Raw genomic sequence first — 13622 nt, 5'->3', positions numbered from 1 at the left:
GGATGCTGAACGCATCCTGCCAGACTGAGCGGGGAGCGTTCTACAGGACCTTGCCTGGATTCATCAGATTGTGTGGGTCCAACGCCTGTTTGATGCTGCGCATCAACTTCAGTTCTGTCGGTGATTTGTAGCGCAGGATTTCTTCGCGCTTCAATGCGCCGAGTCCGTGTTCCGCGGAAATCGAGCCGCCGAACTGGTCAACGCTGTCATGCACTACGCGATTGATCTCGGCCTGCGCGGTAATGAAACTGACATCGCTGACACCGGCCGGCGGCGATACGTTGTAGTGCAGATTGCCGTCGCCCAGATGGCCGAAGGTCACCATGCGGCAGCCGGGCGAGGCCGCTTGCAGCAGACGGTCGGTGACGCGGATGAATTCGCCGATGCGGGAAATCGGTACCGAAATGTCGTGCTTGATATTCTTGCCTTCATGCGCCTGCGCCATCGAAATGTTTTCGCGCAACAGCCACAGCGATTTCGATTGGGCAATCGAGGCCGCCACCACTGCATCGGTGATCAGTTCCTGTTCCAGTGCAGCGCCGACCACGCTTTCCAGCATCGCCGAGGCATGGGCTTCGGATTCGCTGTCGGATAATTCCAGCAACAGATATTGCGGCGATGCCTGATTGAACGGCAGCCGCAGTGGCGGGAAATGGCGTATCACCAGTTGCAGGCACAGGTCCGACATCAGTTCGAAACCGGTCAGTGCCGCGCCGCATTGGGCCTGTGCCAGTTCCAGCACACGCAGCGCCTGATCCGGCGTATCCAGTGCCAGCAGTGCGGTGACTTGCGCCTTGGGTTGCGGAAACAGTTTGAGTACCGCGGCGGTGACCACGCCCAGGGTGCCTTCGGCGCCGATGAACAGGTCGCGCAAATCGTAACCGGTATTGTCCTTGCGCAAGCCGCGCAGGCTGCTCATGACGTCGCCGTCGGCGGTGACGACTTCGAGTCCGAGACACAGTTCGCGCGTATTGCCGTAACGCAGCACGCCGGTGCCGCCGGCGTTGGTCGACAGATTGCCGCCGATGGTGCAACTGCCTTGCGCCGCCAGTGACAACGGGAACAGCCGTTGCGCGGCGGCCGCCGCTTGTTGTACATGTTCCAGAATGCAGCCGGCTTCGACGGTCATGGTGTTGTTGATCGGGTCGACCGCGCGGATGCGGTTGAGCCGGGTCAGCGATAACAGCACGGCGTCGCCGCTGGCATCGGGCACGCTGCCGAGTACCAGCCCGGTATTGCCGCCTTGCGGCACGATCGGTATCCGGTGCGCGGCACACAGGCGGACCACGCCGGCGACTTCGTCGGTTGTACCCGGTTTGAGCACCGCCAGCGCCTTGCCGGTAAAGCGGCCGCGCTGATCGGTAAGGTAGCCGGCAGTATCGGCGGCAGCGGTCAGGACGTGGGAGGCGCCGATCAGTTCACGGCAAGCTTGCAGGAAGTCACTCATAGTGGCGGATCGGATCGGTGGCCGGGGGTAGCGTGAACAGCGCGGGTTATTGCGAGGCTTTTTGAATCGCCTGTTTGGCCAGCGCCTTGGCCGCTTTTTTGTAAGGACTCAGATACAAAATGGCGCTCAGGAAATACAAGCAGGTCAGGCCGACTTCAACCCAGCCGAGCGTGATCGACATGGGGACGCGGTCGCTGGTGGCGCGCACGATGCCTTCGGTAAAGTAAATCAGAATCAGCATCGACGACCATTGCATCGTATACACATCGCGTTTGAGTACGCCGCGCAACGGAATCAGCAATGGCAATACCTTGAGGACCATCCAGGAACCGCCCGGTCGCAACGGCGCCAGCACCAGTTCCCAGGCGACGCACAGAATGATCAGGGCGATCAGGCTGGTGGCGGCGGTGATATGAAAAATACGGGCGCGTTCGGTGCTCATGATTCACCTCGCAATTTGAGGGCGGTGGTAGCCAGACGCTGGCCGAGCGCAATCGCCAGCGCGCGGGTATCGTCCGAGATTGGCTGGTTGCCGTTGACACCGGACCAGTGGCTGGCGCCGTAAGGGCTGCCGCCGCTGCTGGTGCTCATCAGTTCGGGATGGGTGTAAGGCAGGCCGAGCAGCAGCATGCCGTGGTGCAGCAAGGGAATCATCATCGACAGCAGAGTCGATTCCTGGCCGCCATGCATGCTGCCGGTAGAGGTGAACACGCACGCCGGTTTGCCGGCCAGTGCGCCCGACAGCCATTGCGGCGCGGTGCCATCCCAGAAATATTTCATGGCCGATGCCATGTTGCCGAAGCGGGTCGGCGAACCCAGCGCCAGCCCGGCGCATTGTTCGAGGTCGGCCAGTTCGACATACGGCGCGCCGTCCGCCGGGATGTCGGGGGCGCTGGCCTCGGTCACGGTCGATACCGCCGGCACGGTACGCAAGCGGGCATCGCAGCCGGCGACGCTTTCCACGCCCTGAGCGATCAGTTCGGCCAGTTTGCGGGTCGAGCCGTGGCGGGAGTAATACAGGATCAGAATGCTGGTATTTGTCATGTTGGTATTATAGGGGCCTTTAGAACCCATTCACGATCTTGGTGCGAGATCATGAACAGGTTTTTGGTGGTCTCGAACATGGGTTCCTGAGGCGTCGGGGAACCCGGCGACCGGATTCGTGGTCTGGCCTGATCGATATTATTTTGATTGTCAAATGCTGCCTACTTTTTTTCGCAATATGAAAGGACTGACCCGCGCGCAATTGCAGGACTTGTTCAAGTTCGCCGCCCGCCGGCTCAATGACGACCGTCTGCCGCAAGTCGCCGGCAGCCTCACGTTTACCACCATCCTGTCGCTGGTGCCGATGCTCACGATTGCATTGGCGCTGTTTACCGCGTTTCCCTTGTTCAGCACATTCCGCTCGGCGCTGGAAGCCTATTTCGTGCAAAACCTGATGCCCAAGGGGGTCGCCAATACCATCCTCGGTTACCTGAATCAATTCGCCTCGAAGTCGGCGCGTCTGTCGGCGGTCGGCGGGGTGGCGCTGATTTTCACGTCGGTCATGACGATGGCCACTATCGACCGTGTCTTCAATCAGATCTGGCGCGTCAAGAAATCGCGGCCGCTGATGCAACGGATTCTGGTGTACTGGGCCATCATCACGCTGGGGCCGTTGCTGATCGGGGTCTCCATCAGCGTGACTTCTTATCTGTACGCGGCCACCAACGGCGTGGTCACCAGCGTACCGCTGATCGGCGCCAGTTTCTATACGCTGATTTCGGTTTTGCTGACCACCGCCGCCTTTACCCTTTTGTATATTGCCGTGCCGAATCAATGGGTGGATTGGCGCGACGCCATCTGGGGCGGCTTGCTGGCCGGGGTTGCGGTGGAAATCGCCAAGCGCCTGTTTGCTGCCTATATCATCAAATTCCCGACCTACACCATGGTGTACGGGGCGGTCGCCGCCTTGCCGATCTTCCTGCTGTGGATCTACATGCTGTGGATGATCACCTTGCTCGGCGCCTTGCTGACCGCGGCCCTGCCGGTGGTGCGTTATGAGCGCTGGTGGCATGTGGCATCGCCCGGCGGTGAGTTTCTCGATGCCATGAAAGTCTTGACGATCTTGCACCACGCCCGCGTCAATGGCGAATCGGCGATGGTCGATGCCGGGACCCTGCGGGCGGAAACCCGGCTCGGCTTCGAAGAATTGCAAAGTTTGCTGGAAAAGATGCTGGACGCCGGCTGGGTCGGTTCGATCAAGGCCGACGGCCCGAAAAAGGCAGCCTGGGGCAAGCGCATGGTGGATGGTCTGGATAGCTGGACCTTGCTGATCAACCCGGATGTGCTGACATTGTCGGACGTCTACCGCTTGTTCGTGTTTGATGCCGCCACCCACATGGATGAAGACCGGCGCCTGGTCGACACGCTGGAAACCGCAATCGGCAGTGTGCTGAACCAGACCTTGTCGGACTATCTTGCGGCGCCGGCGGATAACGCCGCCGTGCCGGCGCTGCCGCCGACGCCGGTCACCGGCCGGGCAGTCTGAACCGGCGACCGTTATCTCTCGGGATGACTGTCGTCAGGGTTGCCGAAATGGCTATAAACCTCGTACCATGCAAATGCAGCCCGTTGGCGTGTAGATTTTTCAGCCGGCTTGGGCTACAGTCAAGATACCGATACGTTGGCAACAGCAGCAATACGCATTTAAAACAACTTTAATCAGGATGACACCATGAAAGTCTCTGAAATTCTCAAAGTCAAAGGCAATATCCTATTTACCGTCACGCCGGAAACTTCGATTGCGGACGCGGTAGGCACGATGGCTGAGAAAGACATCGGCTCGCTGGTGGTCATGGAATTCGGCGAACTGGTCGGCATGCTGACCTTCCGCGAAGTACTCAAGACCTTGCAGGCCAACCATGGCACCGTTGGCACCAGCACCGTGCGCAAGCATATGGATGATCATCCGATCACCGTCACACCCGATACCGATCTCAATGAAGTGCGCCGCATCATGCTGGAAAAGCATGCGCGTTATGTGCCGGTCATGGATGCCAAGACCCTGCTCGGCGTGATGTCGTTCTACGACGTTGCCAAGGCGGTGCTCGATGCACAGGGTTTCGAAAACAAGATGTTGAAGGCCTATATCCGCGACTGGCCTGCCGAAGAAGAGAACGGTTGAGCGCGTTGTCAGCGTCTGCCGTGGTTGGCCGGTTCCACACCCCGCGCGGGTGATCCGGTGCTGATCCAAACCGTTCATGTTGTCATGGACGGTTTTTTCTTGTCCGCGTTATTTCCCTCACTTTCCTGAGTTCATGTCTCAATCCAATCAGTTTTCCCTGTTGTCCCAGCGTCGATTCGGTCCCTTTTTCTGGACGCAGTTTCTCGGCGCGCTCAATGACAATGTATTCAAGACCGCGCTGCTGACCATCATTACATATGACGCGCTGAGCTGGACCGATATGGATTCCGGTTTTCTGAACAATCTGATTCCGGGTTTGTTCATCTTGCCATTCTTTCTGTTTTCGGCCACCGCCGGGCAACTGGCGGACAAGCTGGAAAAATCGCGGCTGGCGCGCTTCGTCAAATTGCTGGAAATTGCGATCATGGCGGTGGCCGCCTTCGGCTGGATGACGCATCACCTGTGGCTGCTGGTGGCGGCGGTGATCGGCATGGGTTTGCATTCAACCCTGTTCGGGCCGGTCAAGTACGCGTATCTGCCGCAGCAATTGAAGCCGGAAGAGTTGGTTGGTGGTAACGGTGTGATTGAAATGGGGACCTTCGTCGGCATCCTGATCGGCGAAGTGGTGGGCGCGGTATTGGTGGTGTACAAACCGTGGGGGCTGGAACTGGTGGCGGCGGTGACGATCGCGATTGCCTTGCTGGGCTGGCTCATGAGTTTGCGGATTCCCTTGTCGCCGGCACCGGCGCCGGATCTGAAAATCAATTGGAATCCGTTCACCGAGACCGCCCGCAACCTGGCTTTTTCGCGGCGCAACCGGCCGGTGTTCCTGTCGATGCTGGGCAATTCCTGGTTCTGGTTTTACGGCGCCATCATGCTGGCGCAGTTTCCGCTGTACGCCAAAAACTATCTGCATGGCGATCACAGCGTATTCGTGTTGCTGTTGACGGTGTTTTCGGTCGGCATCGGTACCGGTTCGCTGTTATGTGAGCGTTTGTCCGGCCACAAGGTTGAAATCGGTCTGGTACCGTTCGGCGCGATTGGCTTGTCGATCTTCGGCTTCGATCTGTATCTGGCCAGCACCAGTTATACCCATACCGGACTGGTCGATCTGCTTGGCTTTGTGGCGCAGCACGGCGCGCCGCGCATCTTGTTCGATTGCGTCATGATCGGCGTGTTTGGCGGCTTGTACATCGTGCCGCTGTTTGCCTTGATTCAGACCCGTTGCGATCCGCAGCACGTCTCGCGCACCATCGCCGGGATGAATATCATGAACTCGCTGTTCATGGTGGTGGCGGCGTTGCTGGCCATGGTGTTGTTGCGCGCCGGCTTTACCATTCCCGAGATTTTCCTGACCACGGCGATTCTCAATGCGCTGGTAGCGACCTATATTTTCTCGCTGGTGCCGGAATTCCTGATGCGCTTCCTGGCGTGGATACTGATCCACACCATCCATCGCGTGCGTACCGTCAATACCGAACGGATCCCGGTGGAAGGAGCTGCCGTGCTGGTCTGCAATCACGTCAGCTACGTCGACGCCATCGTCATCATGGCGGCCAGTCCGCGCCCGATCCGCTTTGTCATGGATCACCGGATTTTCAAGATTCCGGTGCTGGCGTGGATTTTCAGAACCGCCAAGGCGATTCCGATTGCACCGGCCAAGGAAGATCCGTGGCTGATGGAAAAGGCTTATGTCGATATTGCTCAGGCATTGCATGAAGGCGATCTGGTGTGCATTTTCCCGGAAGGAAAATTGACCAGCAATGGTGAAATCAATGAATTCAAGGGGGGCGTCAAGAAAATCCTCGACCGCAGTCCGGTGCCGGTATTGCCGATGGCCCTGCGCGGTTTGTGGGGCAGTTTGCTGACGCGCGGCAATGGCAATCCGTTTCATCGTTCGTTCAAGCGCGGTCTGTTTTCCCGCCTGGAGCTGGTGGTCGGTGAACCGGTGGCGGCGGCCGAAGCCAGCCCGGAATATCTGAAGCAGCGCGTGGCCGACCTGCGCGGTGAATGGAAGTGAGTTCTGCCTGTGATTCCCGCTGCAGGGGCAAGCACTGGTAAAATCGGGTTTTTACGTCCATTCAGAAATTTATTATGTCCGGCAATACTTTCGGCACGCTGTTTACCGTCACGACGTTTGGTGAATCCCACGGTCCGGCCATTGGCTGCGTCATTGATGGCTGTCCGCCGGGCATGGTGCTGTCGGAAGCCGATATCCAGCCGGAACTGGACCGGCGCAAGCCGGGCACGTCGCGCCACGTCACCCAGCGGCAGGAACCCGATACCGTGGAAATCCTGTCGGGCGTGTTCGAAGGCAAAACCACCGGCACCCCGATTGCCTTGCTGATCCGCAATCAGGACCAGCGCAGCAAGGATTACGGCAATCTGCTGGAAACCTTCCGCCCCGGTCATGCCGACTACACGTACTGGCACAAATACGGCATCCGCGATCCGCGCGGCGGCGGTCGTTCTTCGGCACGCCTGACGGCGCCGGTAGTGGGCGCGGCGGCAGTGGCCAAGAAATGGTTGTTTGAAAAATACGGCACCACCTTCAAAGGCTGCATGAGCCAGCTCGGCGATATCGCGATTCCGTTTGAATCCTGGGAGCATGTGCGCGACAATCCGTTTTTTGCCGCCAATGCCAGCATCATTCCGCAACTTGAGTCCTATATGGATGACTTGCGCAAGGTCGGCGATTCCTGCGGTGCGCGCATCGATGTGGTGGCGCAGAACGTGCCGGTCGGTCTGGGCGAACCCATTTATGACAAGCTCGACGCCGAGATTGCCTATGCCCTGATGGGTATCAATGCCGTCAAGGGCGTGGAAATCGGCGCCGGTTTCAAATCGGTGGCGCAAAAGGGCACCGAGCATGGCGACGAGCTGACCCCGCAAGGTTTTATCGGCAACAATGCCGGCGGCATTCTGGGCGGCATTTCCACCGGTCAGGAAATCACGGCCTCGATTGCCATCAAACCGACTTCCAGTATCCGTCAGGCGCGGCAGTCGATTGACAAGGCCGGCCAGCCGTCGCAGGTGGAAACCTTTGGTCGTCACGATCCTTGTGTCGGCATTCGTGCTACACCGATTGCCGAGGCCATGCTGGCGCTGGTGCTGATGGATCATGCATTGCGCAACCGCGCGCAATGCGGCGATGTCAGTGTCGATACACCTTCGATTGCCGATTCGAAAAAATAAGAAAGTTCGCAAGGCTGACGGCGGCGGCAGAACTGCTGCCCGTTTGTCCGGTCAATTGCGATGGATGCAATAAGCAAGTGAAAGCGATGCAAACCCGTGTTTGTATCGCTTTTGTGTTGTTTGATCGTCATTGTTCAAGGGGACAGGTGTGGTGCGCAAGATTCGGGTTCGTAACTATGCAGCGTTGTTGATCAGCGCGCTGGCGTTGATCGCGTGTGAAACGGTGAACACCACGCAGGGTGGACTGGTCGGTGTCGACCGCCAGCAGCGCATGGCGTTGTCGTCACAGGAAATGGATACCTCTGCTTCCAAACAATACGCTCAGGTACTGGAAGAACAGCGCAAAAAAGGGGCATTGAACCAGAATGCAGCGCAATTGCGCCGGGTGCGCGCCATCGCCAATCGCCTGATTCCGCAAACCACGGCGTTTCGTCCGGATGCCGCCAAATGGAATTGGGAAGTCAATCTGATCACGGCGCCGGACGTCAACGCCTGGTGCATGCCGGGCGGCAAGATTGCGGTTTATACCGGCCTGATCGACAAACTCAAGCTGAGCGACGATGAATTGGCGGCGGTCATGGGCCATGAAATTGCCCATGCCTTGCGTGAACATGCGCGCGAACGGGCCTCCGAACAAATGGTGACGGGCGGCCTCATTTCCCTCGGCAGTTCGATTCTCGGCGTGGGCGACCTCGGCCAGCAAGGCGCCCAATATGCCTATATGGTCACGATGGGTTTGCCCAATTCACGTACGCATGAAACCGAAGCCGACCGCATCGGCGTCGAATTGGCCGCCCGCGCCGGTTACGATCCGCGCGCGGCTATTACCCTGTGGCAAAAAATGGCGCAGGTGGGCGGCGATGAACCGATGAAATTCATGTCGACCCATCCCTCGCGTGAGGACCGTGTCAATGATTTGACGGTCTACTCCCAGCGCGTGATGCCGCTGTATGAGCAAAGCAAAAAAGGACGTTGAGCGTTTGCGTGGCTAAAACCACATTCGCGACTCGGAAACAGCACAGTTATGGCATAATCAAAAGCTCATTTCAACGACCTGTGTTGCTTTTTACACGCTTGCGCCATGCTTAAAACGCTTTACGACAAACTTTGGGAATCCCACGTCGTGCATACAGAACAAGATGGCACCGCCATTCTGTATATCGACCGTCACTTGCTGCACGAAGTTACCAGCCCGCAGGCATTTGAGGGACTAAAGCTGGCGGGACGTCAACCGTGGCGCAACGCCGCCAATCTGATGGTGGCCGACCACAACGTGCCGACCACCAACCGCGCCAACGGTATCGCCGATCCGACCTCGCGTCTGCAAGTGGAAACACTGGACGCCAATGCCAAGGAATTCGACCTGACTTATTTCGGCATGAACGACAAGCGTCAGGGCATCGTGCACGTGATCGGTCCTGAGCAGGGCGCGACCTTGCCGGGCATGACCGTGGTCTGCGGCGATTCGCATACGTCCACGCATGGTGCGTTCGCCTGTCTGGCGCACGGTATCGGCACCTCGGAAGTCGAGCACGTACTGGCCACGCAGACCTTGCTGGCGAAGAAATCCAAATCGCTGCTGGTGCAGGTCGACGGCCCGTTGCCACATGGCGTGACGGCAAAAGATATCGTGCTGGCCGTGATCGGTCGCATCGGCACTGCCGGCGGTACCGGCTATGCCATCGAATTCGCCGGCTCGACGATTCGTTCGCTGTCGATGGAAGGCCGCATGACGGTCTGCAACATGGCGATTGAAGCCGGTGCCCGCGCCGGCATGATCGCCGTCGACGACACCACCATCAATTACCTCAAGGGCCGTCCGTTCGCACCGTCGGGTCCGCACTGGGAGCGCGCCGTCAGTTACTGGCGCACGCTGCATACCGATCCGGGCGCCAAGTTCGATCTGGTGGTCACGCTCAATGCGGCCGACATCAAGCCGCAAGTCACCTGGGGCACGTCGCCTGAAATGGTGATCGCGGTCGACAGCCGGATTCCTGATCCGGACAAGGAAAAAGACGCTACCAAGCGCGATGGCATGGAAAAGGCGCTGGCCTACATGGCGCTCAAGCCGAATACCCTGATTGAAGATATTCGTATCGACAAGGTGTTCATCGGTTCCTGTACCAATTCGCGCATTGAAGATTTGCGTGAAGCAGCAGCCGTGGTGCGCGGCAAGTTCCGTGCTTCCAACGTCAAGCTGGCGATGGTGGTGCCGGGCTCCGGACTGGTCAAGGAACAGGCCGAACGCGAGGGGCTGGACAAGATATTCAAGGATGCCGGATTTGAATGGCGTGAACCGGGTTGCTCGATGTGTCTGGCGATGAATGCCGACCGTCTGGAACCGGGCGAGCGTTGCGCGTCCACTTCCAACCGTAATTTTGAAGGCCGTCAGGGCGCCGGCGGGCGTACCCATCTGGTCAGTCCTGCCATGGCAGCTGCGGCCGGGATTGCCGGTCACTTCGTTGATGTCAGATCTTTATAAAACAGGAGCCAATAATGAAAAAACTCATCGCGCTGACATTGCTGGCAGCATCGTTTCTGACACTGGCGGGTTGCAATACCGTGCAGGGCTTCGGCAAGGATGTGCAGAAGGTTGGAGAAAAAGTACAGGACGCCGGCCAGAAGTAAGGGCTGACGTCGTTCCTCTGCTGTCATTGCATGCAGGTGATGCGCGGCGGCAGAGTCGATAACAGAAACTGAGAGAAATCGATCATGCCGGGTTGCCGCAGCATGCAGTGATCCGGATCGATACAAAGTGCCATGAATAAATTTATTGTCCATGATGGTTTGGTTGCCCCGCTGGATCGGGCCAATGTCGATACCGACGCCATCATCCCCAAGCAATTCCTGAAGTCGATCAAGCGCAGCGGCTTCGGCCCCAACCTGTTCGATGAATGGCGTTATCTGGATCACGGCGAACCGGGCATGGATAATTCCAAGCGGCCGCTGAATCCCGATTTCGTGCTCAATCAGGCGCGCTATCAGGGCGCATCGATTTTGCTGGCGCGCAAGAATTTCGGTTGCGGTTCCTCGCGCGAGCATGCACCGTGGGCGCTGGATCAATACGGTTTCCGCGCCGTGATCGCGCCGAGCTTTGCCGATATCTTTTTCAATAATTGCTACAAGAACGGGCTGTTGCCGATCGTGCTGCCAGAGCAGCAGATCGATCACCTGTTCAATGAAGTCAAGGCATTCCCAGGTTTTCGTCTGGTGATCGATCTGGAAAAACAGATCGTTACTACTGCCAGTGGCAGCCAGATCTATCCGTTTGAAGTCGGCGAATTCCGTAAATACTGTTTGCTCAATGGTCTTGATGACATCGGTCTGACCCTGCGTCAGGCGGACAAAATCCGCGCTTTCGAAGAGCGCCATCTGTTCGATCAGCCCTGGCTGGCCAACACGATCTGACCGGTATTGCGGCGAACATCGATTTTCACGCGCGGCAGGAGAGCGGCAACGGGCTCCAGCCGCGAAATCATATTCTCAGATTAAAGACGAAAAAATGAAGATAGCAATTTTGCCAGGCGACGGCATCGGTCCCGAAATCGTTGAACAAGCGGTACGCGTCCTCAATTCCCTGGGCGAAACGTTTGAAATGGAAACGGCCCCGGTCGGTGGCGCCGGCTATGAAGCGCACGGTCATCCGCTGCCCGATGGCACGCTCAAGCTGGCCAAGGAAGCCGATGCCATTCTGTTCGGCGCGGTCGGTGACTGGAAGTACGACACGCTGGATCGTCCGCTGCGTCCCGAACAGGCCATTCTGGGTCTGCGCAAGCATCTGCAATTGTTCGCCAATTTCCGTCCGGCAATCTGCTATCCGGAACTGACCGGTGCCTCGTCGCTCAAGCCTGAGCTGGTGGCCGGCCTTGATATTCTGATCGTGCGTGAATTGAACGGTGACATCTATTTCGGCCAGCCGCGCGGTATGCGTGAAGCGCCGGACGGTCCGTTCAAGGGGGCCCGCGAAGGTTTCGACACCATGCGTTACAGCGAGCCGGAAATCCGCCGCATTGCGCACGTCGCATTCCAGGCTGCGGCCAAGCGCGGCAATCGTCTGTGCAGCGTCGACAAGGCCAATGTGCTGGAAACATTCCAGTTCTGGAAAGACATCGTCACCGATGTCCATAAAGAATATCCGCAAGTCGAATTGACCCACATGTATGTGGACAATGCCGCCATGCAACTGGTGAAAGCGCCGAAGAATTTCGACGTCATCGTTACCGGCAACATGTTCGGCGACATTCTGTCGGATGCCGCAGCCATGCTGACCGGCTCGATCGGCATGTTGCCATCGGCGTCGCTGGATGCCAATAACAAGGGGTTGTACGAGCCGTCGCACGGCTCGGCGCCTGACATTGCCGGCAAGGGCATCGCCAATCCGCTGGCGACGATTCTGTCGGCGGCGATGATGCTGCGCTTCTCGCTGAACAAGGCGGAGCAGGCTGATCGTATTGAATCCGCGGTAAAGAAAGTCCTTGCACAGGGATTCCGCACCGGCGATATTTATGAAGAGGGCACTACCAGAGTCGGCACCAGGGAAATGGGCGATGCAGTCGTCAAAGCCCTGGGTTGAGCTGGCAGTGGTTTTTTTAATGTAGTTTTTAATGGAAGCAAGTTCACAGGGAAAGATGATGAAACTGGTTGGTTTGGTTGGCTGGCGTGGAATGGTGGGTTCGGTCCTGATGCAACGCATGCAGGACGAGGGTGATTTCGATCACATCGAACCGGTATTTTTTTCGACCTCGAATGCAGGCGGTAAAGCGCCGTCGTTTGCCAAAACGGCAACGACGCTGAAAGACGCCAACAGCATTGATGAGCTGAAAAAATGCGACATCATTATTACCGCGCAGGGCGGCGACTACACCACGGAAATCTTCCCCAAGCTGCGTGCAGCCGGCTGGAACGGTTACTGGATTGATGCCGCGTCGACCCTGCGCATGAAAGATGACGCCGTGATCGTACTGGATCCGGTCAATCAGGACGTGATCGGTGAAGCCATGGCGCGCGGCGTCAAGAATTACATTGGCGGCAACTGCACCAACTCCATCCTGCTGATGGGTGTGGGCGGTCTGTTCAAGCACGGTCTGGTCGAATGGGTCAGTTCGATGACCTATCAGGCGGCATCGGGCGGCGGCGCCAATCACATGCGCGAATTGCTCAAGGGCATGGGCGTGATTCATGACGCCGTGGCGGACGAACTGGCAACACCATCGTCGGCGATTCTGGATATCGACCGCAAGGTCGCCAACACCATCCGCGAAAGCGTGCCGACCGAGTTTTTCGGCGCGCCGCTGGCCGGTGGTCTGATTCCGTGGATCGATGCGCAACTGGAAAACGGCCAGTCCAAGGAAGAGTGGAAGGGCCAGGCGGAAGTCAACAAGATCCTCGGCAATGCCCAGCCAATCCCGGTCGACGGCCTGTGCGTGCGTGTCGGCGCCATGCGTTGCCATAGCCTGGCACTGACGATCAAGCTCAAGCGCGATCTGCCGCTGGCGGAAATCGAATCGATTATCCGTGACGGCAATCAATGGGTGAAGTGGGTGCCGAATGATCGCGCTGTTACGGTCAAGGAATTGACCCCGGCATCGATTACCGGCAGCCTGGAAATCGGCGTCGGTCGTGTGCGCAAGCTCAATCAGGGGCCGGAATATATTTCCGCGTTCGTGATCGGTGACCAACTGTTGTGGGGTGCGGCTGAACCGCTGCGCCGCATGCTGCGGATCATCCTCGAAAAGTAAGCTATTGATAGTCTTTGTTACGTTGTCAATATGCAACGAAAACCCGTCAACACGCCGTGACCCGGATGTTGGCGGG

General features: G+C 58.1%; 13 protein-coding genes. 10 read left to right on the top strand and 3 right to left on the bottom strand.

The window, feature by feature from the left end:
* Positions 1 to 40 precede the first annotated feature (40 nt).
* Genes AKL27_RS12010 through wrbA form a run of 3 tightly spaced genes read right to left on the bottom strand, consistent with a single transcriptional unit; the run spans position 41 to position 2491 of the window.
* Positions 41 to 1447 carry an FAD-binding oxidoreductase gene (locus AKL27_RS12010; protein WP_050463064.1) on the bottom strand — a complete coding sequence of 469 codons (1407 nt, stop codon included), beginning with the start codon at positions 1445 to 1447 and terminating at the stop codon, positions 41 to 43.
* A gap of 46 nt (positions 1448 to 1493) precedes the next feature.
* The gene (locus tag AKL27_RS12005; RefSeq protein ID WP_050463063.1) at positions 1494 to 1889 is read right to left on the bottom strand and encodes a DUF2069 domain-containing protein; all 396 of its coding nucleotides are present in this window, start codon (positions 1887 to 1889) and stop codon (positions 1494 to 1496) included.
* Positions 1886 to 2491, bottom strand: a complete 606-nt coding sequence (gene wrbA / locus AKL27_RS12000; RefSeq protein ID WP_332308343.1) for an NAD(P)H:quinone oxidoreductase — start codon at positions 2489 to 2491, stop codon at positions 1886 to 1888. Before wrbA ends, AKL27_RS12005 begins: the two co-directional genes overlap by 4 nt.
* A gap of 154 nt (positions 2492 to 2645) precedes the next feature.
* Here wrbA and AKL27_RS11995 point away from each other — a divergent pair, with 154 nt between their 5' ends.
* From AKL27_RS11995 to asd, 10 genes are all read left to right on the top strand, one after another.
* Complete coding sequence (locus AKL27_RS11995; protein WP_408609767.1) at positions 2646 to 3977, top strand: YihY family inner membrane protein; 1332 nt, start codon at positions 2646 to 2648, stop codon at positions 3975 to 3977.
* A 186-nt stretch (positions 3978 to 4163) separates the two neighbouring features.
* Positions 4164 to 4613: a CBS domain-containing protein gene (locus tag AKL27_RS11990; RefSeq protein ID WP_050463061.1), complete on the top strand. Its 450-nt coding sequence runs from the start codon at positions 4164 to 4166 to the stop codon at positions 4611 to 4613.
* A 133-nt stretch (positions 4614 to 4746) separates the two neighbouring features.
* Positions 4747 to 6633 carry an MFS transporter gene (locus AKL27_RS11985; RefSeq protein WP_050463060.1) on the top strand — a complete coding sequence of 629 codons (1887 nt, stop codon included), beginning with the start codon at positions 4747 to 4749 and terminating at the stop codon, positions 6631 to 6633.
* A gap of 74 nt (positions 6634 to 6707) precedes the next feature.
* A complete protein-coding gene (gene aroC / locus AKL27_RS11980; RefSeq protein WP_050463059.1) occupies positions 6708 to 7808 on the top strand; it encodes a chorismate synthase in 1101 nt (366 codons plus the stop codon).
* 148 nt (positions 7809 to 7956) lie between these two features.
* Positions 7957 to 8784: a M48 family metallopeptidase gene (locus AKL27_RS11975; RefSeq protein ID WP_050463058.1), complete on the top strand. Its 828-nt coding sequence runs from the start codon at positions 7957 to 7959 to the stop codon at positions 8782 to 8784.
* 105 nt (positions 8785 to 8889) lie between these two features.
* Positions 8890 to 10290, top strand: coding sequence for a 3-isopropylmalate dehydratase large subunit (gene leuC / locus AKL27_RS11970; RefSeq protein WP_050463057.1), 1401 nt, complete (start codon positions 8890 to 8892; stop codon positions 10288 to 10290).
* 14 nt (positions 10291 to 10304) lie between these two features.
* Positions 10305 to 10436, top strand: coding sequence for an entericidin A/B family lipoprotein (locus AKL27_RS11965; protein ID WP_050463056.1), 132 nt, complete (start codon positions 10305 to 10307; stop codon positions 10434 to 10436).
* Positions 10437 to 10568: 132 nt separating this feature from the next.
* The gene (gene leuD / locus AKL27_RS11960; RefSeq protein WP_050463055.1) at positions 10569 to 11216 is read left to right on the top strand and encodes a 3-isopropylmalate dehydratase small subunit; all 648 of its coding nucleotides are present in this window, start codon (positions 10569 to 10571) and stop codon (positions 11214 to 11216) included.
* Between the two features lie 94 nt (positions 11217 to 11310).
* The gene (gene leuB, locus AKL27_RS11955) at positions 11311 to 12381 is read left to right on the top strand and encodes a 3-isopropylmalate dehydrogenase (protein WP_050463054.1); all 1071 of its coding nucleotides are present in this window, start codon (positions 11311 to 11313) and stop codon (positions 12379 to 12381) included.
* 58 nt (positions 12382 to 12439) lie between these two features.
* Entirely contained in the window at positions 12440 to 13546 is a 1107-nt protein-coding gene (gene asd / locus AKL27_RS11950; RefSeq protein ID WP_050463053.1) for an aspartate-semialdehyde dehydrogenase, read from the top strand.
* Positions 13547 to 13622: the final 76 nt, after the last annotated feature.

Source organism: Herbaspirillum autotrophicum (assembly GCF_001189915.1).
In the GTDB taxonomy this organism is placed as follows: domain Bacteria; phylum Pseudomonadota; class Gammaproteobacteria; order Burkholderiales; family Burkholderiaceae_D; genus Herbaspirillum; species Herbaspirillum autotrophicum.
This window is presented reverse-complemented; position numbering and strand designations above follow the sequence as displayed.